The organism is Nocardioides furvisabuli, from assembly GCF_021083185.1.
GTDB classification, from domain to species: Bacteria; Actinomycetota; Actinomycetes; order Propionibacteriales; family Nocardioidaceae; genus Nocardioides; species Nocardioides furvisabuli.
On record NZ_JAIGQB010000006.1, the window covers coordinates 65237 to 87094 of the forward strand.

Sequence of the window (21858 nt, forward strand, 5' to 3'; positions counted from 1 at the left end):
TGGGGCCGTGCCCGGCCACTCCGTCCTCCAGCTCCCGGTCGACGCGCTGGAGGAGTGGGTGCGGGCGCGGACGGCCCACTACGACGCGGGCTTCGTCTCGACGGACCCGCGCTTCGGGCACGCCCACATCACGGTGCTCGGTCCCTTCGACCCCGATCCGTCGGAGACCGCCCTCGCCACGATCGCCGACCTGGCATCTGCGACGACGCCCGTCGCCTTGGAGCTGGCGCAGCTCGCGCAGTTCCCCAACGGGATCATCCACCTGTTCCCCGAGCCCGACGACCGGCTCCGGGACCTCACCGCCGACCTCGTCGCAGCCTTCCCTGACTGGCTGCCGTACGCCGGGGAGTTCGGTGCCGACGTGCAGCCGCACCTCACTGTCGACGCCGCCTCCGACCACGTCGACCTCGCCTCCACGGCCGCGCTGCTCAACGATGTGGTGCCGGTGCGGGTCGTGCTCGACCGGCTCCAGCTCGCGTGGTGGGAGTCCGGCAGTTGCCGCGTTCTGCACGAGTGGAGCCTCGGCGGGTGACAGTCTTCGACCATGCGCCGCCTCGCCCTGCTCCTCGTCACTGCGGCGGTGCTCCTCGCGCTGCCGAAGATGGTGGGGTCCGCCGTGCTGCCGGACCGGGTGACCGATCTCCTCGGCGCGGACCGGGCCCAGCGTGACCGGGCGGTCGTGGTGCGCGTCACTGATGGCGACACCCTCGAGGTGCGGCTGCCCGACGGGCGCGAGGAGGACGTCCGCATCCTCGGCATCGACACGCCCGAGGTCCACCCCCGGCTCGAGTGTGGTGGCCGGGAGGCCACCGAGGCGATGGCCCGGCTCGCCCCCGTGGGGGCGAAGGTCGCCCTCGTGCCGGACCGGACGCAGGGCGATCGCGACCGCTACGGCCGGTTGCTGCGCTACGTGCACCGGTCCGGCGACGATGTCGGGCTCGCGCAGCTGCGGTCCGGGCGGGCGCGGGTCTTCATCTTCCGCGACGACCCGTTGCAGCGGGCGGGGGACTACCGAGCGGCCGAGCGGCGGGCCCGGAAGGCCGACCGCGGCTCCTGGGCAGCCTGCTGGCGCTGAGTGCGGGTGACCGGACCGTGTCGCGACGTGGCAGGATCGTGGCATGGCTTCATGGGCGCACCTCGAGATCACTGTCGACGACCAGGGCAACGTGGAGGTCGGTGGCTACAACGCCGACCCCGAGGCGCTCGTCGCCGACACCGAGTCGTGGGAGGACCTGCTGACCTCCCTCGGCGTCAGCGGCTGGGAGCTGGTGCAGGTGATCCCCGGCGTCGAGACGACGTACTGGTTCAAGCGCCAGTCCTGAACGGCTGGTCGTGAGCGACCTCGCGGTCCGGTTCCGCGCCGCCTCGGCGTCCGCGGAGACGATCTTCGGGCGCCCGCCCTCCACGCCGGCGGCGATGTTCGCCGACCTGGCGGCGTACGCCGACGCGCACGGGGTCGAGTGGGACCGCTACGGCGAGCGTGGCGCGGTCGCGCAGCTCGAGGCCGAGGTCGCCGGGCTGCTCGGCAAGCCCGCTGCGGTGATGTTCCCCAGCGGCGTGATGGCCCAGCAGGCCACGCTGCGCGCCTGGTGCGACCGGTCCGGCTCGCGCCGCGTCGCGCTGCCCGACCTCTCCCACCTCGTCCACCACGAGCAGGACGGCCCGCGCCGCGTGCTCGGCCTCGAGCTCGAGTGGCTCACCACCGGACGCGAGACCCCGACCGCGGAGGCGCTCGCGCGCGTCGGCGGACGGCTCGGCGCAGCGATGGTCGAGCTGCCGCTGCGCGATGCCGGGTGCCTGCTGCCGACCTGGGACGAGCTGGTCGCGCTGTCGACCTCGGCGCGTGATCGCCGAGTGCCCCTCCACGCCGACGGCGCGCGGATCTGGGAGTCCGTGCCGCACTGGGACCGCACCCTCGCCGAGGTGGGCGAGCTGTTCGACTCGGTCTACGTCTCGCTCTACAAGGGCCTCGGGGCCTCGAGTGGCGCGCTGGTCGTGTGCTCCGACGACCTCGCCGGCGAGCTGCGCTCGTGGCGCCAGCGGATGGGCGGCACCCTCTTCTCGATGACGACCGCGGCGGTCGGTGGGCTGATGGGCCTGCAGGACCTGCAGAGGTTCGGCGACCACCGCACCTGGGCGATCGCGCTCGCCGCAGCGCTGCGCGACCAGGGTTTCACCACGTTCCCCGAGGAGCCGCACATCGCGACCTTCCTGGCCTACGCCCCCGGCACGCCCGACGAGGTCAACGAGCGGGTCGTCGCCTTCACCGAGCAGCGCGGTGTGGTGCCGTGCGGGCTGTGGCGGGCGGCCGACGTCCCGGGCTGGGTCCAGACCGAGCTGACCTGCCACGAATCCGCGATCGCCCGCGACCCGGTCGAGGTGGCTGGTTTGATGGCCGCGGCAGTCGGGGCGAGTCGCGCCGGCGCGTAGCACGGGAGGATCGCCATGCGGGCAGGGGCAGGGACGACCCCGGGCAGTCGCGTAGGACGGGGTGCCGTGCTGGCGCTGCTGACGTGCGGGACGGCCCTCTCGGCCACGGCGCCCGCGCACGCCGCCGGCGAGCTGTGCGACCGCAGCGTGGTGTTCGACGAGGCCGACGTGCTGGACGACCGTGCCGTCTCGCGGGCGGCCCGGTCCTCCTTCGACGACCGGGCGACGGTCAAGGTGATCGCCTGGGAGCAGACCCCCGGCGGCGGCGACCTCTACGACGCCCTCGTCGACGCACGCGCGCAGTGCGCGGGCTGGGGCTTCAGCGGTGGTGGGCGACGTTCGCTGCTGGTGCTCGGCGTCTCGACCGGGGGTCGCGAGCTGGGCACGCACTACGACGGCTGGGCATTCGGCCGCTTCGACTCCTCGCGCGACGACGTCGAGACGACCGCGATGGGGCCGGCCTTCGGCAACGGACAGTGGACCGGCGGGATGGTCGAGGGGCTGCGGGGCTACGCAGAGGCGTACGCCGCCTCGAGCCCGACGCGCGTCCCGGAGCCGTACGTCCCGGAGACCGACGACTTCTCCTCCGACTTCTCCACCGACGGTGGCGGGTCCGCCCCGTCCCCGTGGCTCCTCGGCGTGCCGGTCGGCCTGGCGGCGCTCGGCGGCGGTGGCTACGGCGCGGTCCGGCTGCGGCGACGGCTGAAGGCACGGGCCGCGGCCCGCACCTCGCTCGCGCACGCGGTGTCCGCGATGGCGCAGGCGTGGTTCGAGCTGGACGAGAGCAACGAGCTCATCGACGCGCGGGTCAGCGCGCTGCCGCCGGTCAGCGACGCGGTCGCCGACGGGATCCGGACCGCCCACGCCGAGGCCGTGGCCACCCGGGACGGCGCCACCGCGACCTACCTGCGCCTCTCCGAGGTGCACACCGAGGCGGCCGTGGCGGGGATGGACACCGAGGAGGCCACGCTGGCCGGCCACGAGGTCGAGGCCGCCATCCGCGAGCTGCGCTCGGCGCAGGCGGCGATGACCGGGGTCGAGGAGCGGCTCTCGTCCTACGACACGCTCCGAGAGGAGCTCCCAGCGCGGATCGGGGCGCTGCGCGCGGGCGCCACCGAGGTCACCGCGCTCCTCGCCTCGCGGCAGGTCGAGGGCTACCGCACGACCGACAACGACGCCGCCCCGGCCGAGGCTGAGCAGGCCGCGACCGACGCCGCCGCACTCGCCGCGCAGCAGCGCCACGGCGACGCCGCCGCGCTCCACGAGCGGGCGCAGGCCGATCTCGCCGCTCACCGCACCTGGCTCAGCGAGCTCGCCGACTTCCGGGCGGCGCTGGTGCGCGACACCGCGGCACTCCGCACCCGCACGACGGAGCTCGACGCCGCGATCGCCGACGCCTACGTCACCACCGAGGCCCTCGAGCGCGACCAGGACCCCAGCTGCGTCGAGGGCGTGCGCGCCACGGTCGACGAGGCGTCGGCTGCGCGCGAGGCGCTCGACGGCGCCCTGCGGACCATCGAGCAGCACACCTCGATGGCCGACCAGCAGTTCGCCCGGGCACGGGAGGAGCTCATCGCAGCGCAGCAGTCCGCGGACGCCGTCGCGGCCGGGGCGGCACACCCGGCGTTGCTGGTCGAGCAGCTGCGGGCGCTCGCGGTCGACGTACCGCAGCGCGTCGAGCGGGCCGTCGTGGAGGCCGACGCGATCCAGGGGCAGGTCACCACCCACCCGGCGGCGATGACCTTCCTGGCGCAGGTCCCGGACGTGTCGGGCTTCCGCTCCGCCGCGGTCGGGGTCGGTGACGCCGCCGGGCTCGCGAGGCCGCCGTGGCTGCGACTCGACGCACAGCTGGGGGAGGCCGAGGCCGGCCTGACCCGCGCCCGCGCCGTGGTGGACCGCGCGATCGCCGACCACGAGGCCTCGCAGCGCGCGCTGGACGCCGCGGCGTCCGCGATCGCCGCGGCCCGCGACCAGGTCGCCCACGGGGACGTCTCCGGCGCCGCTCGCGAGCTGCTCGACGACGCGAGGGAGCGGCTCGCGCTCGCCGAGTCCGAGACCGGGTCGCTGGCAGCGATCACGGCCGGCGCCGAGAGCGCCAAGGACACCGCCGACGCGGCCGCCGCGCGCGCCCGTCAGGACCGCCGCGACGCCGAGCAGCGGCGCGAGGCCGCCCGCCGAGCGGAGGCAGCACGGCGCCGCAGCTCGAGCGGCGGCGGTGGCGGCTTCGGTGGCGGCTTCGGTGGCGGCTCCGGTGGAGGCGGGGGCTTCAGCGGGGGTGGCGGGTCACACGGCAGCGGCGGCGGGGGCTCGCGGAGCTTCGGCGGTGGCGGCGGCTCCCGTGGTGGCGGCGGTGGCGGGTCGCGCGGGTTCTGACGCGCGGCGCCGCGTGCCCTAGATTCCTCCCGTGAGTGCCCAGGCCCCTTCCGCTGTCATCCTGATCCGCGCGACCAGGTTCGTTCCCAACCCGGCGACCGCTGCGGACAACGCCTTCCAGGCCGACGCCCCGGCCGGCCAGACCGAGGAGGCGACGTCCGCCGGCGCGCTGGCCGAGATGGACGCCCTCGCCGAGGCGCTGCGCGCGGTCGGCGTACGCGTCCACGTCTTCGACGACGACGACCACACCCGTCCCGACAGCGTCTTCCCCAACAACTGGCTGTCCACGCACGCCGGCGGCACCGTCGCGGTCTACCCGATGTACGCCTCCAACCGCCGCCACGAGCGTCGCAGCGACGTGCTGGAGATGCTGAAGTCGGAGTACCGCGTCCAGGCGATCGTCGACTACTCCGGCCTCGAGCCGGACGGCATCTTCCTCGAGGGCACCGGCGCGATGGTGCTCGACCACGTCTCCCGCGTCGCCTACGCCGCCCGCAGCTACCGCGCCGACGTCGCGGTGCTGGAGCGCTTCTGCACCGACTTCAACTACGAGCCGATGGCCTTCGACGCGGTGGACTCCGACGGGATCCCGGTCTACCACACCAACGTCATCGCCTGCGTCGGCACGCACGTCGCCCTCTTCGCGCTCGACATGATCCCCGACGAGCACCGCCGCCAGCAGGTGCGCGAGCGGCTCGCCGTCACCGGGCGCACGATCGTCGAGCTGACGGAGGAGCAGATCCGGGAGTTCGCCGGCAACGCCGTCGAGCTGTGCGGACGTACGGCGGACGGCCGGCGTCGCTACGTGATGGCGATGTCGGCGCGGGCCAAGCGCTCGCTGCGTCCCGACCAGGTCGCTGCGATCGAGGAGTCGTGCGAGATCGTGGCGGTCGACATCCCCACCATCGAGCTCGCCGGTGGCTCGGTGCGCTGCATGATCGCCGGGGTGCACCTCGACCACCGCCGCCCGCTGGCCGAGGCCGAGCTCAGCGCGGCGGTCGCCGCGATCAACGAGGACAATCCGGTCACGCCGGACGGGCGCTTCGTCGACGGCAACGCCTGAGTCGACGCGGGTGGGTCAGGTGGCCCGCAGCTCGGAGGCGTAGAGCCGGTAGAGCCAGTACGCCGCGACCGCGCAGAGCAGGTGCCACGCGGCGTGCCCCTGCAGCAGCGAGTCGGGGTCGCACCAGCCGGCGTTGCTGAGCAGCCAGATCGCGAAGGCGACGAGCATCGCGGTCACCGCCACGACGCCGTGGCGGAACACCCGGCTGGTCTCGCCTCGGCGCCAGAGTGCGGTCTCCAGGACGACGGCGCCGAGCAGCAGCACGCCGAAGGCGAGGTTGCCGGAGTAGTTGACCACCGGGACCGGGTCGGGCCAGAGCCCGATGAGCTCGCACGCGGCCACGCAGGCGACGTACGCCGCCACGAAGCCGGCGGTCCCACGGCGGGTCCACCGCGCCCACGCCCAGGCCGCGGCGAAGCCGGCGACGAGGTACATGCTCAGCATGTCGAGGTGGCCGCCCCACGCGCTCTGCGTGGCGTGCATGGCGGCGGAGCCCGGTCCCAGCAGCACGACGACGCACGCGAAGAGCGTCGCGACGCCCGCCGACATCACGGGCCGGGTGCTGGGCCCGCGATGTCGACGGTGCTGCGCGTGGTGGGCGACGAGAAGCCCGGCCACGACGAAGCCGAGGTTGGACAGCGTGTTGGCCGGCTGCGCGATCGCGCCGGGTCGCGCCCGTTCGCAGAAGTTGGCGCCCCGCCCGACGTCGGGGCCGAGCCAGCCCTGGGCGACCGCCAGGGCGAGGAGCGCCGTCGACCCGGCCGCGACCGCGACGGTGGTGGTGAGGGGTCGCGGCACGGGTCGATCGTAGGGCTCCTCAGGCGCGTGTCACCTGGACCACGCTCGGGCGCGGGCCGGCGAACGACCCGGCGCCGGTGGTCGAGCCGGTCGGCACGTAGTCGGGGAAGCGCGACTGCGGCGCGGCCCACGAGCCGTCCTCGCCCGGGTGCTGGACGGCCACGAAGACCGACCCGTCGCGGTCGTGGATGACCGGTCCGCACGTCTCCGCACCCGACGGGACGGCCAGGAACTGCTGCACGCGGCCGCGCTCGCGACCCTCGACGGGCACCTTGAAGAGGCCGTCGTTGAGCTTGATCGCGCTCGGCTGGCCGTCGGTCGAGATCCAGAGGTTGCCCTCGCTGTCGAAGGCGACGTTGTCGGGGCACGAGATCGGGGACACGGGCCCGGTCCACCCGCCGAAGTAGGTCCCGGCAGAGGCGGCGTCGCCGCAGATGAGGAACAGGTTCCACGTGAAGGTCGCCGCCGTGTGGTCGCCACCGGTCGGGAGCATCTCGACCACGTGTCCGTCCTTGTTGGCCGGGCGCGGGTTGGGCTCGGTGGGGCCCTCCTTGCCGACCTTGCCACGGTCGGTGTTGTTGGTGCACGCGACGTAGATGCGCCCGCTGCGCAGGCTGGGCTCCACGTCCTCGGGCCGATCCATCTTCGTGGGCTGCACGGCATCGGCGGCCAGGCGGGTGTAGACCAGCACCTCCTCGATCGTGAAGCCCGGCACCATCGAGCGGCCGTCGCGGGTGAGCGGGATCCACTCGCCCGTGCCGTCGCTCACGCCGTCCTCGAGGCCGTCGCCGGTGAAGCGGGCCACCGACAGGTCGCCCTCACTGAGCAGGCGCAGGTTGTGGCGGCGGGCGCGGGCGCTGTTGCCGGGCTGCATCCGGTCGCGGGAGACGAAGCGGTAGAGGTAGTCGAAGCGCTCGTCGTCGCCCATGTAGGCCACCACGTGGCCGTCGCGGTTGACGATGACGTTTGCGCCCTCGTGCTTGAAGCGGCCCATGGCGGTGTGCTTGACCGGGGTGGACGTCGGGTCGCTGGGGTCGAGCTCGACGATCCAGCCGAAGCGGTTCGGCTCGTTGCGGTAGGCCTCGGTCGTGGCGTCCCAGCGCGGGTCGACCGAGCGCCAGTTGCGGCTGTCCTGGGTGGCGGAGAGGCCGTAGCGGGCCTCCTTCGGGTCGGTGCCGGTCGCGCGGAAGTACTGGTTGAAGTTCTCCTCGCCGGACAGGACCGTGCCCCATGGCGTGGTGCCACCGGCGCAGTTGTTCATGGTGCCGCGCACGGTGCGACCGGTGGGGTCCGCCGCGGTCTTCAGCAGGTCGGAGCCCGCTGCGGGGCCGTCGACGGTGAACGGGGAGTCGAGGGTGATGCGGCGGTTCAGGCGCGCGCCCGGGACGTACGTCCACGCGTCGCCGCGCCGACGTCGCTCGAGCTCGACGACCGACATCCCGTGCGCGGCCCAGGCCGTGCGGATGACGGTCTCGGGGTCCGTGCCGGGCGGGAACATGATGCCCTCGTTGGTGTACTCGTGGTTGCACACGAGCAGGGCGCGCGTCCCGGCGCGGTTGGTCTCGATGATGTCGAGGTAGTCGTTGTTGTAGCCGAACTGGCCGGCCTGCGCCTCGGGGGACTGGCGGGTGGCGTCGAAGTCCGGCGCACCGGCGAGGATCGGGTCGCCCCAGCGCAGGATCGGGTCCCAGCGGTAGCCGGCAGGGACGGTCACGTCGTCGACCGTCGTGGCGGCCGGGGCGATTGGCGAGAAGGCGAGGCGCTTCGGCCCGCCGTGACCGGGCTTCGGCCGGGCGGCACCCGGGGAGGCGGCCACCGGGCCGCCCACCGCGGTCAGTGCGGCGACGGTGAGGCCGGTGCCCACGACGGAGCGGCGACTGAGCGCGTTGGCGGCGATGTCGCGGAAGTAGGACGTCTCGGTGGTGTTCGGGACCTCTTGGAAGCAGGCGTCGCCGCAGCGGAGGTGGCAGGTGACCGGGCTGCGGTTGCCGTGCGTGCGGTTGACCATCGGGAGCAGGGTGCGGCTCTGGTGAGGAGTCATCGGGAGGGCTTTCCGAGAGGAGGGTGGGCGGACCCCCCGACTCTCACCGCCCACGTCGCCGCGCGGAGGGCCGGCGGATGGACGTCGGGTGAACGGCACCCGACCCGTCCGCGAATCCGCGCTCTGCTCGACGGATCTGCGGTCAGCGGCCGTGTGCTCCGGTGGGTCGCACGTCCACCCAGACCAGGCGGTGGTCGCTGGCCGGGAAGGGGAAGGTGCCGACGAGGCGGAAGAGCGGGTCGTCGGACTCGGGCCAGAACACGCCTGCGTCACGGACCTTGGTCGAGCGGTCGGGAAGGACGTAGTCGGCGCGGAGGTTGCCGGGACCGTTGGGCAGCGCATCGGCGAAGTCCGCGGTGTCCTGCGCCGCCGGGCCCGCGTGGTCGAGATTGGCGCCTGCGTCTCGGGCGGCTGCCTCGACCGCGCCGGCCGAGCGCGGGTGCGGGTCGCGGACGCGCGGGTGCTCGAGCAGCTGGAGGATCGCGTCGTCGAAGGAGTCGCCGTCGAAGGGGTCGGCGTTCTGGTCGCCGGCGACGACAAACCGGCTGCCGCGCGGCAGGCCGCCGTAGGTGCCCTCGTCGTCGTAGAGGTAGTCGGCTCGGTCGCTGACGTAGTCGGCCCACAGCCGGATCTCGTCGTGGTTGCGGGTGCCGTTGCGGTCCTCGGCGCCGTCGAAGGTGGGCGGCGTCGGGTGCGAGACGAGGAAGTGGACGGTGCGCCCGCCGATGCGGATCGGCACGTCCCAGTGCGACTTCGACGACAGGCGTACGGCGTCGAGCTCGGCGGGGGAGTACCAGTCCGCGGGCTCGGGCGTGGCCGGGTCGTCGGGCAGCACGGCGCCGGGCATGTCCTTCCACAGGAAGCGCTGGAAGGTGCGCACCTCGTCGGTGGCGATCGGGTGCTTGGAGTAGACGACCATGCCGTACTGGCCGGGGAAGGTGCCGAAGCCGAACGCGTCGTTGCCGCCACCGATCGTGCCGTTGTTGTCGAGGTCGAGTCCGCTCGGGACGCCGGTGTTGACGGGGGCGACGTAGTAGTAGGGGTAGTGGAGCGGGGCGGCGCCCCGGTGCCCGACCTCGAGGTAGTTGTCGCGGAACAGCTCCGCGGCGCGACCACCCGCGACGTAGTCGAACTCGTTGATGAGCAGCACGTCGGGGTCGGTGCGCTGGATGGTCTCCGCGACGGCCGCGGCCTGGGCGTTGTCCGGGGTCGACAGGTCGCGCACCAGGTCGCCCTCGGCGAACCGGTTGAGCGAGGCGTTGAAGGTCGCGAAGCGCACGTCCGCGGGCTTGGCGCTCCTGCGTGCGTCGATGCCTGTGCCACCTGCGCTGGCCGGGATGGTCAGCAACGAGGCGGTGAGCCCGCCGAGGGCGAGGGCGGCCGCGCCTGCGAGGGCGAGGCGGGAGCGGTGGGGCGTGGGCCGAGGGAGCATCCGAGTACCTTCCGAGGGGGCCCGGCCAACCTACGACGGACGTCCGACACGACGAAAGGTGGCCCGGCTGCTGTTGGCGCAGGTCTCACCCGGTGTTCACCTCACGCGACCTCGCGAGGACGCGCTGGACCACCTCTGTCGACCGAGTGCGCGGGTCTGGTACCCGAAGTGGTGCCGCGCTCTCGGTGGTCGAGTAGTCGAGCGAGGACCGAGCGAGACGTGTCGAGCCCCCTCCTCACCCCAACCCAGATCTTGATCGTTCCTCGTGCTTCCCGTCGTGGCCTAGCGTCGGAGCCTCCCTCTAGAATCGAACGCATGATCGAGGCGCAGGCGGGACCCGGAGCAGGTGAGGTCGAGGACCTCACCGCCTCGGACCTGCTCGCGCTCGCCCGTGGCTCGAAGACTGCCGAGGACCGCGCGGCCGCGGAGCTCCTTCAGGTTGCTGCCCGGTGGGCCGACCTCCACCCGCCCGAGTCGATTCACTCCGCGGCGTCGTTCGCGGTCGCGGGGTGTGAGCACGAGGAGCCCATCGCCGGCCCCGGCACGCCGCTGGTGGCGGAGTTCTGCGTCGCCGAGCTCGGCGCTGTCTTGGGCATCACCAGCGTGTCGGCGAAGAAGCTCATCGGTCACGCCCTCGAGCTGCGCCACCGACTGCCGCGGCTCTGGAGCCAGGTGCATGCCGGCCGGGTGCCGGTCTGGCGCGCCCGCGCGGTTGCGGAGGTCACGATCCACTGCACCCCGGCCCTCACCCGTGAGGCAGCCGCGTTCGTGGACGCGCAGGTCGTCGCGGTCGCAGGTCGGATCGGTCCCGCACAGCTGGACCGCCTCGTTGCGGAGACCATCAAGAGGTTCGACCTCGCGACCGCCGACCCGGCCGCCGACCCGGAGGACGGGTACCTCCACGTCGACCCGCGCCACGTCACGATCCACGACCAGGACGTCCACTTCGCCGGCACCGTGCGGCTGGAAGCGGAGGTCGACCTGGCCGACGGACTCGACCTCCACCAGGCCCTCGCCCACAGAGCCGCCACCCTCAAGGCCCTCGGGTCCGAGCTGCCGCTCGACGCACGCCGCGCGAAGGCGCTGGGCGACCTGGCTCGTACGCAGACCGCGCTCGCCCTCTTCCAGCACGGACACACCAACCGCTCGGACGACGGGCAGGACCTGCCGGTCGCGCGGGAAGTCGTGCTCCACGCCCACGTCGACGCCACCCTGTCCGGCGACACCACGACCTTCGGGCCTACCGGACGCCTCGAGGAGGGCCAGCGGCTGGTCCTGCTCGACCAGCTCAAGAGCTGGTGCGGCGATTCGCGCACGAAGGTCACCGTCAAGCCGGTCATCGACCTCAACGCTGAGAAGTCTGCGCCGGGCTACGCGATCCCGGACCGGATCCGCGACCACATCACCCTCCGCGACCGAACCTGTGTTTTCCCGTGGTGCGGTCGCCCCGCCCGGGGCTGCGACGTCGACCACGTCACCGAGTACGACCATGACGCCGACGCAGAAGGTCGACCACAGCCCGGGCCGACGCACACCGACAACCTTGCGGCCTTGTGCCGGTTCCACCACCGGCTCAAGACCCACACCGCCTGGCACTACCGGATGACCGCGCCGGGAGTGTTCGAGTGGACCAGCCCGCACGGCCATCGCTACCGCCGCGACCGCAGCGGGACCACCGCGCTCGACCCACCCGACCCCGGTCCACCCGAGCTCGGCCCACCCTCGATCCCGTCACCTCGAAGATGACCCCGCCCCACACCCCGCCACCCACGAGGAGGCGGGGCGACAGGCACGCCCGCAGGTCCCCATCCGTCGGCGTGGCGTGGTCAGCCCGCGGGGCGCGGGCCGGCATGGCCGCCGGGGCACGACCCCGCCACCGTCCCGCACCCAGACCTGGCTCATCGGGCATCCGGAAGGCCTCGGGCTCACCGTCAGCAGCCAGCACCACGTCAGCCACCTCTGCGTGCAGCACGGCGGTGTCGCCGAACCACGACGCTGGGGTCGCCAAGACCTGCGTCCCCAGCAGGTCGTGCCCCGGGTGTTGCGTGCCACGTACTCCGCTCGGTCGAACACCTGACCGGTGTGGGTGGTCCGGCGGAAGCCCGGGTGATGCAGGACGAGGAGCTGGGCGGCATCGCCCCGGACGAGGGCGTCAGCTCGCGCCTCGGCGACGCTGACGACAGCGGCTTGGTCGTCCATGGGCGACGAGGTGCCACCGCTGACGGTGACGGGTCTCGATGCGCCCGCTCGGCCCTCGCACGCTGCGTGACCAGCGAAGCGACGACGAGCCGACTCGGCGACGAGACGGTGCGCGCCGCCTGACATGCTGGCGCGCGTGATCCCCAGCCCGCGCCGTACGGCGATGCTCCTGCTCGGCTGCGTCGTCCTCGGGACGGGAGTGGCGATGCTGCTGGCCGCAGACCTGGGGTCGGACGGCTACTCCACCCTCGTCAACGGCCTCGCGCTCACGACGGGTGTCGCCTTCTGGATCGTCAACCTCGTCGTGGGTGCGGTGTTCGTGACGATGGCGATGCTGCGCAAGGTCATCCCGGGCATCGGCACGGTCGTGCAGGTCGTCCTGGTCGGGGTGGTGGTCGACGTGGCCCTCGGGCTGTTGACGACTCCGGACGACCTCGTGTGGCGAGCAGTACTGCTCGTGGCGGCGTTCCCGGTGCTCGCGATCGGCATCGCCCTCTACCTCGGCAGCCACACCGGAGCCGGACCCGCCGAGGCCGCCGCCTTGGCCTGGGACCCGCCGGTGGCGTTCAGGTGGACCTACAGCGTCGTCCAGGGCGGGGGAGCGCTCGGCGGCTGGCTGCTGGGCGCCACCGTCGGCGCGGGCACGCTCGCGGTGATCTTCCTCCTCGGCCCGGCGGTGGACCTGACCGCCCGGATGATGAGGGTCGATCTCCACCAGACGATGGATCCGGTGCGCGAGAACGCCACCTAGCGTGGGAGCCATGTTGATCGCCGAAGAGCTCTTCCTCCTCCTGCGACGCGACGACGGCAAGCCGGAGAGCGCCATGGCGCACCGTGGCTACGGCTTCGCCGCGGCGCTGCTCACCGACCTCGTCGTGGCCGGGCGCATCACGCTCAGCGACGACAAGGACCCGCGCATGTCGATCCCGCACGCGGGACCGGTCGGGCATCCGGCGCTCGACGCCGCGATGACCCGCCTCGAGGCGCGAGACGGCAAGAAGCTGTCGTCGCTGGTGACGGACGGCAAACTCGCCCGTGAGGCGGAGCTCGCCCGAGCACTGAGGGCGGCGGGCGTGATCAGGATCGAGGAGAAGCGCGTCCTGGGCCTCGTGCCCGAGAGCTACCCGGTTGTCGACCCCGAGCCCGAGCGGCGCGTGCGCGAGCGGTTGCGCACGGTCCTCCTGGGCGGTACGCCCTCGACGGGTGACGCGGCGCTGCTCGCCATCCTCCAGGGGCTCGGCCTGGCCCCGAAGGTGCTGGAGGACGAGAAGGGCGTCCTCGGCAAGAAGGAGCTCGCCCAGCGCATCGAGGAGGCGTCCGGCGACGTCGCGACCGGCGACGCGGTGGGCAAGGCGGTCGCGGCGATGAACACCGCGATGATGACCGCGGTCATCCTGCCGATCGTCGTGTCCGGCAGCTGAGCACGCGGGCCGCCGGCCTCAGCCCGACGCCGGCCGCCCGGTCAGCACCCGCACGGCGAAGTCGGTGGTGAAGTCGTTGTCGAGGAAGCCGACCACCCGCGTGACGCGGTCGAGGTCGAGCGGCAGCAGGCCTCGCGAGCCCGGCACGTCCGGGGTCAGCCCGAGGTCGAGGTCGTCGCGCCCCGACATCATCCGCACGTTGAAGTCGTAGCGCTCGCGTGCGCCCTCGGCCTGCAGGCGGCGTACGACGGTGGCACCGACGCGGCGCCCGCCCGTCTCGGCCGACCAGTCGTCGAGCGCCTCGAGCAGCGCCCGGCCGTCGTTGTGGTCGATGTCGGCCCACGCGGCGTCCATCGACCCGGCGACGTCGAGGAGAATCGCGGCCGTCTTCTCCCCGATGCCCTGCACGCCGGGCAGGTTGTCGCTGGAGTCGCCGCGCAGGGCGGCGAAGGCGAGGTAGTTGGCCGGGCGGACGGCGTACATGTCGAAGAGCCGCGCGGGGTTGAGCATCGGGGACCCGTGGATCCCTCCGTCGATGAGCCGGAGCACCCGCGTGTGTGCGCTGATGTGGGCGAAGGCGTCGCGGTCGGAGGTGATGATCACGCAGCTCCAGCCGTTGCGCTCGGCCCACGTGGCGCCGGAGGCGTTGACGTCGTCGGCCTCCAGCCCGGGCGGGGTCACGGTGGCGAGCCCGAGGGCGTCGAGCAACGCGCCCGCGCGGTCGAGCTGGTCGACGAGCTCGGGGTCCTTCTGCGCGCGCCCGGCCTTGTAGTCGGGGTAGGCGTCGCGCCGCACCGACCCGGTCCGGTCGTCGAGGCCGAAGACGATCGCGTCGGGCGCCATCGTGTCGATCGACTCCAGGATCTGGCGCAGCATCCCCTGCAGCGCCCAGATCGGTCGGCCGTGCCGGTCCCGGAGCCCGGTGTGGGCGCGCGCGTGGTGGTTGCGGTGCAGCAGCGAAGGCGCGTCGACGACCAGCAGCAGGCGGCGGGCGCGGGGGTCGGGGTTGCTGGGAGCCATGGTGATCGGCGCCAGCCTAGACGGCGGGCGAACGGGCGCGATCAGGCGCCGAGGCCCTCGAGGTAGGACGCGAAGCCGAGAGGCGCGCGGGCCGTACGCCGTCCCGACGTCGTCACGGCGATGGCGCCGGTGGCGACCCAGTCGAGCGAGGCGCAGCGCATCGCCTCGACCAGCTCGACGTCCTCGTGGACCGGGAGCGGCGCGAACCCGCCGACGTGGAGGTAGGCGTCGAGGGAGAAGCCGAGGTTGGCGCCGTGGACGTGCTCGTGCCCGTCGGAGAGCGTGTGGCGGGCGTGCCAGGCAGCCAGCACCTCGGGGGACAGGTCGACCGGGCGCGGGCTGACCGTCCCCACCACGAGGTCGCGCCCCTCCGCAGCCAGGCGCACCTGCGTCAGCAGCCAGTGGGGCGGCACCACGCTGTCGGCGTCGGTGCTCGCGATCCACAGGGCACCGCGGTCCCCGGCCCACTCGGCGGCCGTCTCCACCCCCAGCGCACGCGCGGCGCCGACGTTGCCGGCGCGGCTCGTGACCGCTCGTACGCCGTGTCGGGCCACCACGCCGGCGGTGTCGTCGTGACACACGTCGAGGACGACGAACACCTCGGTGTGCATCTCCGGGTGGGCGAGGTGGAGCGCGTCGCGAGCGACGCGGACCGACTCCAGGCAGGCGGGGAGCAGCACCTCCTCGTCGCGCGCCGGGACCACCACGGCGACCGCCGACGGCGCGCTCACGTGGGCCGCCCCAGCACCAGGAGGTCGAAGTCGGGCTCGTGGTGCTCGACCAGGACGGGCGCGCCTGTGGCCAGGAATGCGTCGTGGACCGCAGGTCCGGCCAGCGGCCACCCGACGGGCTGGTGGCGCCAGTGGCACAGCACCAGGTGCCCGTCGTCCGTGAGGGTCGAGAAGGAGAGCCCGACCACCTCGTCGAGCCGTCGCGGGCTGAGGAAGTAGCCGACCTCGGAGATCGAGACGAGGTCGTGCCGCCCCTCGGGCCACTGCTCGGGCACCCGTGCCCGGCGGACCTCGAGGTGGGCGATCCGGGCCGTACGGCGACGCGCGAGGTCGATCGCGGCCTCGCTGTCGTCGACGGCCAGCACCCGGTCGCAGCGACCCGCCAGGTCGACGGCCAGCGCCCCGACCGAGCAGCCGACCTCGAGGGCGCTGCGGTAGCGCTCGTGCGGCAGGCTCGCCAGCGTCAGTGCCCGCTTGCGCCGTTCGTAGGCGGACTCGACCTGCCACGGGTCCGGGCGCTCGCGGTGGACCTGGTCGAGCGCGTCGTCCGCCACCGCCTCGTCGAGCAGGAGGAACACCTCGCCGTCGCGGTCGAAGTGCGCCAGCAGGTCCGGCCCCAGCAGCACCTCGTCGCCCGGTGCCGGCGACAGTGGACGCACCTGGCTGGCGTGGGCGGCGACGGCCGTGCGCTTGGCGGCGCGACCGGCCTCGCCGAGATCCAGCCGGGCAGCGCGGTCCCACGGGACGTCCTCGGGCGAGCCCCAGTGCCAGAGCCAGACGGGGTACTCGACCAACAGGGCGTCGGTGCGTACGGCGGCGACCCCGGCCGCGCGACCGACCGCCTCGTGGTCGGGGTGGCCGTCCCCGCGCCACGGTGCGCAGAGCACCACGTCGTCACCCCGGGTGCCGACCTCCTCGACGAGTGCCGCCACCAGCGCGTCCTCGTGTGCGGCGACGTCGCCGTCGGCCAGGTCGAGGCACGCCACGCGGGCGTCCGGGGCCAGGGTGTCGATCGCCGCCCGGAGCTCACGGCGACGGACGTCCGCGAGCAGGGCGGGCGGGTGCGTGGGGGAGCCGGGGTGCGAGCCCTCGCCGGCGGTGGCCGTCACCACGGTGACCTCCCACCCGGCGCGTGCGGCCGCGCGGACCAGCCCGGCCGCCCCGAGGGTCTCGTCGTCGGGGTGGGCCCCGACGACGACCAGGCGGGTCCTCGAGTCCGGCAGGTGCAGCGGGGGAAGGGTCTCGATCGACGGCGTCCACGCGGCTGCGGGCGTGCCGGCCCGGTCGTGGCGGAAGGCGGGCTCGTTCACCACCCCGACGGCCCCGATCGCAGGAGCGCCTCGCCGAGCGCGGCCTGGTCGCGCTCAGCGTGCCACTGGCGCAGGTAGAGCTCGAGGTCGGCCACGCGCCGGGAGTGCTCCTCGTCGGTGGCGAGCGGTCCCGGCCCGAGCCCGTGGGCCGCGCGACCGAGCACGTCCTCGGCGGCGAGCGCCACGACCTCGCGCACACGCAGGGCGGCACGCCAGCCGTCCGCGCCACCGAGCGTCCCCGCGTCGACTGCATGCGCCGCCTGCTCGAGCACGCAGCGCGCCGCGTGGAGCTGCGCGTCGACGGCGCCGAGGTGCATCAGCGCCACCTGGTCGGGCGGTCGGCTCGCGGAGGCAGCGAGCATCCGACGGGCGATCCCGACGGCGCCGCCGAACCACACGGCGGCCACGCCGATGCCACCCCACGCGAAGCCCGGCCGCTCGAGGTACCACCCCGGGGGGCCGACGGCGCGAGCCCTGGCGCCGGCCAGGTCCAGCGGACCCGAGTCGACCGCGACGAGGCCGCGCGCGACCCACGTGCCCGGCACGGCGGTCACCGCGTCCTGCTGCAGGTCGACGGCGAAGAGCTGTCGCTCCTCACCCACCCACGCACTGATCAGAGCGTGGTCCAGCACGCTCCCGAGCGAGCACCAGTGCTTGCGCCCGGTGAGGACGTACGCCGACCCGTCAGGCGCAGCGCGCAACGGCTCGCCGGGGCCCTCGGCGGCGAAGACGCCCCAGGTGCCGGACGGCGCAGGCTCGCCCGCCTGCTCGAGGATGGCGAGCGCGTCGAGGTGCGGCTCGAGGGTGCGCGCGACGGTCAGGTCGGCCGCGGCGACGCTCGCGAGGGCCGACCACGCGTGCGCGGTGCGGCCGGTTCCGGGCGCGGGCACGCGACCGCCCAGGTCCCCGGCCAGGGCGAGTGCGGCCCTCACGTCTCCCGCAGCCCCTGCTGCCCGGGCGGCAGCGTCGGTGACCTCGTGCCGCTCGACCTGGCTCGGGGAGCCGAGCAGCACCGGGCGCGGCTCAGGCACGGACGTCGCGGTCCCAGTGCCGCAGCGAGGCACAGCGGGTGACGAAGACGGCCGCGTCGTCGGCGGAGGCCAGGTCGAGGAACCCCTCGTCCGGCTCCACGCCCGCCGCGGCCAGCAGCACCGCGGCGTCGGCGCCGAGGCCGACGAGCTTGTGGTGGGCGAAGGCGTCGCTGACGAAGTCCTTCGCGCTGGCGCGGCGGGCCAGCGCGTCAGCGCCGTCGGACGACGGCAGCAGGGCCACCGCGTCGAAGAGCACCGACGGCCCGCCGTCGATCGCGTGGTCCGGCGTCAGGGTGCCGCCACCCTTCAGCTTCACCGGGCCGATCGCCGGGGCGACGTACTCCACCACCGCGCCGGACTCCTCGAACGCCGAGGCGACCGCCTTCACCACCGCCTTGTCGCTGCCGTCGGTGACCAGCACGCCGAGCTTGCGTCCGGCGAAGGACTCTGGGCCGTTGCGCAGGATGCTCAGCGCGGGCGACTCGGGCAGGTCGGTGCGCGTCGGCACCGCCGCCTCGGAGGCCTCGGGGAGCGGCATCGCGAGCGTGTCGGCGACGGCCTGGGCCAGGTCCTCGTGGACGTTGCGCAGGTTGCCCAGCATGCGGGTGCGGATCCTGGGGTCCTCGACCTTGCCCAGCTCGAAGGCGAAGGCGGCCACGATGTGCTCTCGCTCCACCTCGGTCTGGCTGAGGAAGAACTGGCGGGCCTGGCTGTAGTGGTCGGCGAACGACTCCGCGCGCAGCCGGCGCGTCGGTCCGGCCTCCTCGCGCATGACGCTCTGGTAGCCCTGCACCACGTCGGCGCGCGGACCGCGGTCGTCGCCGGTCAGCGAGTTGGGCTCGTAGGTGCCCCGACCCTCCTGCAGCGAGGTCTGCATGTGTCCGTCGCGCTGGAAGTGCGCCACCGGGCAGCGGGGGGCGTTGACCGGGAGCTGGGTGAAGTTGGTGCTGCCGAGCCGCTTGAGCTGGGTGTCGAGGTAGGAGAAGTTGCGGCCCTGGAGCAGCGGGTCGTTGCTGAAGTCGATGCCGGGGATGACGTTGTGGGTGCCGAAGGCGACCTGCTCGTTCTCGGCGAACATGTTGTCGACGTTGCGGTCGAGGGTCAGCCGGGCGATGACGCGCACCGGCAGCACCTCCTCGGGGATCAGCTTGGTCGCGTCGAGGACGTCGAAGTCGAACTCGTCGGCGAAGGCCTCGTCGAAGACCTGGACGCCGAGGTCCCACTGCGGGAGGTCGCCGCTCTCGATCGCTGCGTGGAGGTCGCGGCGGTGGAAGTCGGGGTCGGCGCCGTTGATCTTGAGCGCCTCGTTCCACACCACCGACTGCATGCCCTGGCGCGGCTTCCAGTGGAACTTCACGAAGGTGGACTCACCGTCGGCGTTGACGAAGCGGTAGGTGTGGACGCCGAAGCCCTCCATGAAGCGGAACGAGCGCGGGATCGCGCGGTCGCTCATCGCCCACAGCAGCATGTGCGTCGACTCCGGCATCAGCGACACGAAGTCCCAGAAGGTGTCGTGGGCCGAGGCGGCCTGCGGCCAGCCGCGGTCCTGCTCCTCCTTGACCGCGTGGACGAGGTCGGGGAACTTCATCGCGTCCTGGATGAAGAAGACCGGGATGTTGTTGCCGACGAGGTCCCAGTTGCCGTCCTCGGTGTACATCTTCACCGCGAACCCGCGCACGTCGCGGGCGAGGTCCGGGGAGCCGAGGTTGCCGGCGACGGTGGAGAACCGGACGAACGCCTCGGTCTTCTTGCCCTTGGTCGCGAAGGGCGCCGCCCGGGTGAGGTCGGGGATCGCGTCGAGGCACTCGAGCGTCGCGTGGGCGCTGTAGCCGCGGGCGTGCACGACCCGCTCCGGGATGCGCTCGTGGTCGAAGTGGAACATCTTGTCGCGGAAGGCGAAGTCCTCGAGCAGCGTCGGCCCGCGGTCGCCGACCTTGAGCGAGTTCTGCCCGTCGCCCAGGGGCGTGCCGGTCGCGGTCGTCATGCGCTCGCCGCGCTTCACGCCCTGGTGGAGCTCGTCGCCCTCCCCCCGCTGGCCGGGGGTGGACGTGCTCGGTCGCTTGTTCGGCATCTGTGCTCCCGTGGTCTGGCCGGGCGCAGGACTGCGCCCGTCCCGACGCTAGGCGCGGCACGCCGGACCGGGTCACCTCCGTTGGGGCGTGAGTACGTTGGAGGCGTCCGAGTCGTGCCACACGCCAGGAGACCTCTTGATCTTCATCACCGCCAAGTTCGCCGTCCGTCCCGAGCACGCCGAGGCGTGGCCCGAGATCTCGCGGGCCTTCACCGAGGCCACGCGCGCCGAGGAGGGCTGCCTCTGGTTCGAGTGGTCGCGCAGCCTGGACGACCCGAACGAGTACGTCCTGGTCGAGGCGTTCCGCGACGGCGACGCGGGTGGGGCGCACGTCAGCTCCGCGCACTTCAAGGCAGCGCAGGCCGAGCTCCCGCCGTACCTCGCCGCGACGCCGCGGATCGTCAGCCAGAGCGTGGACCAGGACGACTGGTCCGAGCTCGGCGAGATGAAGGTGGACTGAACCGAGATCGACCGGGGCTCAGGCCTCGAATTCGGCCCGCAGCCGCTCCAGCGTCGTGGCGATGTTGCGCCGCTGGAACTGGTGGAAGTGGCGGCCGCGCGTCGCGACCTTGTCGAACGCGGCCGCCACCGCGTCCGGCCACCGCCGGTCGTCGGTCCAGGTCTCGGTGACCCGCGTGCCCTCGGCGACGGGCTCGAAGGTGTAGGTCCAGGTGGCGATCCGGCTCCGCACGCGCGGGGTCCGCAGGCCGATCCCGCGGACCTTGAACGCGAACTCGCGACCGGGGTCCGCCGCCGTCACGACGCAGCGGGTCGACCAGTGCGCCGGGCCGCGCCTGTTGGTCCCGACAAAGGTGTCGCCGACGGTGAGGGGCGTGCCGGGTGCGGGCACCTCGCCGGCGATGTTCTCCGGGCTCCACCGCGGCATCTGCGACGGGTCCGCCACCCGGGCGTAGATCTCCGCAGCGCTCGCGGGGACGACCGTGCTGTCGCTGACTGTCAGGGGGCGCGCCATGGCGCCACCCTACGGAGGGACCCCGGTCCCGCGAGCCAAGGGACCTAGGACCCTGCCGACCGCACGCCGTCGCGACGACGCTGGAGCCATGAGGACGACAACGCCCCTGGTGGTGGCCTACGACGGTTCGCACGACGCCAAGCTCGCGCTGAGGTGGGTGGCGGAGGAATCGCTGCGCACCGGCGCCCCGGTCCGCGTGCTCGCGGTCAACGAGCTCCTCGCGCCCACGTGGGGCGGTGTCGGCGGCACGATCGTGGTGACCGAGACCTACGTCCGCGACTGCTCCGAGCTGCTCGGCGAGGCCGAGAAGGAGCTCGCCGACCTCGGCGTCACCGACGTCACGACCCAGACCCGCTCGGGCAACGTGGTCGACGAGATGCTCCACGCCGCGGACCACGCGTCCGTGCTCGTGGTGGGCAGCCGCGGGCACAGCGCCGCCGGCGAGGCCCTGATGGGCTCGGTGAGCCAGCACCTCGCACGCCACGCGACCTGCCCGGTCGTCGTGGTGCGCGAGCCACGCGACGCCACCTCGCGGCGGATCGTCGTCGGCATCGACGGCTCGGTGACGAGCATGGCGGCGCTCGACTTCGCCGTACGCCGTGCCGAGGAGACCGGGGAGACCGTCGTGGCCATCCACGGCTGGCGCGACCACGTCGCCTCCGCCGACGTCTGGAGCTCCGAGCCGCGGATGATCGAGATCCAGGAGCACGAGCTGCTGCTGGCCGAGAGCCTGGCCGGCATGCGCAGCGAGCACCCGGACGTACGCATCGAGCACGAGGCGATCTCGGTGGCCCCGGAGAAGTGCCTGGTGGACGCCTCGGCCCATGCCTCTCTCGTCGTGGTGGGCTCGCGCGGCCAGGGCTACTTCCGCGGCCTGCTGCTCGGATCGGTCAGCCAGGCCGTCCTGCACCGGGCGCAGTGCCCGGTCGTGGTCGTCCGCTGATCGTGCCGCGTCCCACGACCGG

22 protein-coding genes are annotated in these 21858 nt (G+C 73.4%); 12 read left to right on the top strand and 10 right to left on the bottom strand.

Annotation, left to right across the window (positions count from 1 at the left end; all coding sequences use genetic code 11):
- Positions 1–7 precede the first annotated feature (7 nt).
- From K4G59_RS13285 to ctlX, 6 genes are all read left to right on the top strand, one after another.
- Positions 8–532, top strand: coding sequence for a 2'-5' RNA ligase family protein (locus K4G59_RS13285; RefSeq protein WP_231251543.1), 525 nt, complete (start codon positions 8–10; stop codon positions 530–532).
- A gap of 12 nt (positions 533–544) precedes the next feature.
- On the top strand, positions 545–1075 hold the full coding sequence (locus K4G59_RS13290; protein WP_231251544.1) for a thermonuclease family protein: 531 nt from the start codon (positions 545–547) through the stop codon (positions 1073–1075).
- Between the two features lie 43 nt (positions 1076–1118).
- On the top strand, positions 1119–1322 hold the full coding sequence (locus tag K4G59_RS13295; RefSeq protein WP_231251545.1) for a hypothetical protein: 204 nt from the start codon (positions 1119–1121) through the stop codon (positions 1320–1322).
- 10 nt (positions 1323–1332) lie between these two features.
- Positions 1333–2430: a threonine aldolase family protein gene (locus K4G59_RS13300; protein WP_231251546.1), complete on the top strand. Its 1098-nt coding sequence runs from the start codon at positions 1333–1335 to the stop codon at positions 2428–2430.
- 66 nt (positions 2431–2496) lie between these two features.
- On the top strand, positions 2497–4803 hold the full coding sequence (locus K4G59_RS13305; protein WP_231251547.1) for a coiled-coil domain-containing protein: 2307 nt from the start codon (positions 2497–2499) through the stop codon (positions 4801–4803).
- A 31-nt stretch (positions 4804–4834) separates the two neighbouring features.
- The gene (ctlX, locus tag K4G59_RS13310; RefSeq protein WP_231251548.1) at positions 4835–5866 is read left to right on the top strand and encodes a citrulline utilization hydrolase CtlX; all 1032 of its coding nucleotides are present in this window, start codon (positions 4835–4837) and stop codon (positions 5864–5866) included.
- Positions 5867–5881: 15 nt separating this feature from the next.
- Here ctlX and K4G59_RS13315 read toward each other — a convergent pair whose 3' ends face one another.
- From K4G59_RS13315 to K4G59_RS13325, 3 genes are all read right to left on the bottom strand, one after another.
- Positions 5882–6664: a ceramidase domain-containing protein gene (locus K4G59_RS13315; RefSeq protein ID WP_231251549.1), complete on the bottom strand. Its 783-nt coding sequence runs from the start codon at positions 6662–6664 to the stop codon at positions 5882–5884.
- 19 nt (positions 6665–6683) lie between these two features.
- Positions 6684–8705 (bottom strand): PhoX family protein, encoded by a 2022-nt coding sequence (locus tag K4G59_RS13320; protein ID WP_231251550.1) that lies wholly within the window; start codon positions 8703–8705, stop codon positions 6684–6686.
- Between the two features lie 142 nt (positions 8706–8847).
- Positions 8848–10137 carry an endonuclease/exonuclease/phosphatase family protein gene (locus K4G59_RS13325; RefSeq protein ID WP_231251551.1) on the bottom strand — a complete coding sequence of 430 codons (1290 nt, stop codon included), beginning with the start codon at positions 10135–10137 and terminating at the stop codon, positions 8848–8850.
- Positions 10138–10452: 315 nt separating this feature from the next.
- On the opposite strand from K4G59_RS13325, the gene K4G59_RS13330 reads away from it, so the two are divergent.
- On the top strand, positions 10453–11883 hold the full coding sequence (locus K4G59_RS13330) for an HNH endonuclease signature motif containing protein (protein WP_231251552.1): 1431 nt from the start codon (positions 10453–10455) through the stop codon (positions 11881–11883).
- Here the strand turns inward: K4G59_RS13330 and K4G59_RS20670 are convergent.
- Positions 11869–12336, bottom strand: a complete 468-nt coding sequence (locus K4G59_RS20670) for a nuclear transport factor 2 family protein (protein WP_372461816.1) — start codon at positions 12334–12336, stop codon at positions 11869–11871. The genes K4G59_RS13330 and K4G59_RS20670 overlap by 15 nt on opposite strands.
- Here K4G59_RS20670 and K4G59_RS13335 point away from each other — a divergent pair.
- Genes K4G59_RS13335 through K4G59_RS13345 form a run of 3 tightly spaced genes read left to right on the top strand, consistent with a single transcriptional unit; the run spans position 12244 to position 13757 of the window.
- On the top strand, positions 12244–12459 hold the full coding sequence (locus K4G59_RS13335; RefSeq protein ID WP_231251553.1) for a hypothetical protein: 216 nt from the start codon (positions 12244–12246) through the stop codon (positions 12457–12459). The genes K4G59_RS20670 and K4G59_RS13335 overlap by 93 nt on opposite strands.
- 13 nt (positions 12460–12472) lie before the next feature.
- Entirely contained in the window at positions 12473–13087 is a 615-nt protein-coding gene (locus tag K4G59_RS13340) for a DUF6198 family protein (RefSeq protein ID WP_231251554.1), read from the top strand.
- A 10-nt stretch (positions 13088–13097) separates the two neighbouring features.
- Positions 13098–13757 (top strand): GOLPH3/VPS74 family protein, encoded by a 660-nt coding sequence (locus K4G59_RS13345; RefSeq protein ID WP_231251555.1) that lies wholly within the window; start codon positions 13098–13100, stop codon positions 13755–13757.
- Between the two features lie 18 nt (positions 13758–13775).
- Here K4G59_RS13345 and K4G59_RS13350 read toward each other — a convergent pair whose 3' ends face one another.
- The 5 genes from K4G59_RS13350 to K4G59_RS13370 are packed head-to-tail and all read right to left on the bottom strand — an operon-like array spanning position 13776 to position 19920.
- Positions 13776–14777 (bottom strand): 5'-3' exonuclease, encoded by a 1002-nt coding sequence (locus K4G59_RS13350; RefSeq protein ID WP_231251556.1) that lies wholly within the window; start codon positions 14775–14777, stop codon positions 13776–13778.
- 41 nt (positions 14778–14818) lie between these two features.
- On the bottom strand, positions 14819–15508 hold the full coding sequence (locus K4G59_RS13355) for a glycosyltransferase family 2 protein (RefSeq protein WP_231251557.1): 690 nt from the start codon (positions 15506–15508) through the stop codon (positions 14819–14821).
- Entirely contained in the window at positions 15505–16818 is a 1314-nt protein-coding gene (locus tag K4G59_RS13360) for a bifunctional PIG-L family deacetylase/class I SAM-dependent methyltransferase (protein WP_231251558.1), read from the bottom strand. Before K4G59_RS13360 ends, K4G59_RS13355 begins: the two co-directional genes overlap by 4 nt.
- A complete protein-coding gene (locus K4G59_RS13365; protein WP_231251559.1) occupies positions 16815–17849 on the bottom strand; it encodes an acyl-CoA dehydrogenase family protein in 1035 nt (344 codons plus the stop codon). The genes K4G59_RS13360 and K4G59_RS13365 overlap by 4 nt, the downstream gene beginning before the upstream one ends.
- Entirely contained in the window at positions 17842–19920 is a 2079-nt protein-coding gene (locus K4G59_RS13370) for a catalase (protein ID WP_269210130.1), read from the bottom strand. Before K4G59_RS13370 ends, K4G59_RS13365 begins: the two co-directional genes overlap by 8 nt.
- A gap of 136 nt (positions 19921–20056) precedes the next feature.
- Here K4G59_RS13370 and K4G59_RS13375 point away from each other — a divergent pair, with 136 nt between their 5' ends.
- Positions 20057–20380, top strand: a complete 324-nt coding sequence (locus K4G59_RS13375) for a putative quinol monooxygenase (protein WP_231251560.1) — start codon at positions 20057–20059, stop codon at positions 20378–20380.
- Between the two features lie 18 nt (positions 20381–20398).
- Here the strand turns inward: K4G59_RS13375 and K4G59_RS13380 are convergent, their stop codons facing one another.
- The gene (locus K4G59_RS13380; RefSeq protein WP_231251561.1) at positions 20399–20893 is read right to left on the bottom strand and encodes an SRPBCC family protein; all 495 of its coding nucleotides are present in this window, start codon (positions 20891–20893) and stop codon (positions 20399–20401) included.
- Between the two features lie 88 nt (positions 20894–20981).
- On the opposite strand from K4G59_RS13380, the gene K4G59_RS13385 reads away from it, so the two are divergent.
- Positions 20982–21836, top strand: coding sequence for a universal stress protein (locus K4G59_RS13385; protein ID WP_231251562.1), 855 nt, complete (start codon positions 20982–20984; stop codon positions 21834–21836).
- Positions 21837–21858 lie beyond the last annotated feature (22 nt).

Excerpts from the sequence above, each read along its gene's own strand:
- K4G59_RS13290 (WP_231251544.1), top strand. The coding sequence starts at position 545 with ATGCGCCGCCTCGCCCTGCTCCTCGTCACTGCGGCGGTGCTCCTCGCG.
- K4G59_RS13295 (WP_231251545.1), top strand. The coding sequence starts at position 1,119 with ATGGCTTCATGGGCGCACCTCGAGATCACTGTCGACGACCAGGGCAAC.
- K4G59_RS13320 (WP_231251550.1), bottom strand. The coding sequence starts at position 8,705 with ATGACTCCTCACCAGAGCCGCACCCTGCTCCCGATGGTCAACCGCACG.
- K4G59_RS13325 (WP_231251551.1), bottom strand. The coding sequence starts at position 10,137 with ATGCTCCCTCGGCCCACGCCCCACCGCTCCCGCCTCGCCCTCGCAGGC.
- K4G59_RS13330 (WP_231251552.1), top strand. The coding sequence starts at position 10,453 with ATGATCGAGGCGCAGGCGGGACCCGGAGCAGGTGAGGTCGAGGACCTC.
- K4G59_RS20670 (WP_372461816.1), bottom strand. The coding sequence starts at position 12,336 with ATGGACGACCAAGCCGCTGTCGTCAGCGTCGCCGAGGCGCGAGCTGAC.
- K4G59_RS13345 (WP_231251555.1), top strand. The coding sequence starts at position 13,098 with ATGTTGATCGCCGAAGAGCTCTTCCTCCTCCTGCGACGCGACGACGGC.
- K4G59_RS13350 (WP_231251556.1), bottom strand. The coding sequence starts at position 14,777 with ATGGCTCCCAGCAACCCCGACCCCCGCGCCCGCCGCCTGCTGCTGGTC.
- K4G59_RS13370 (WP_269210130.1), bottom strand. The coding sequence starts at position 19,920 with ATGCCGAACAAGCGACCGAGCACGTCCACCCCCGGCCAGCGGGGGGAG.
- K4G59_RS13380 (WP_231251561.1), bottom strand. The coding sequence starts at position 20,893 with ATGGCGCGCCCCCTGACAGTCAGCGACAGCACGGTCGTCCCCGCGAGC.
- K4G59_RS13385 (WP_231251562.1), top strand. The coding sequence starts at position 20,982 with ATGAGGACGACAACGCCCCTGGTGGTGGCCTACGACGGTTCGCACGAC.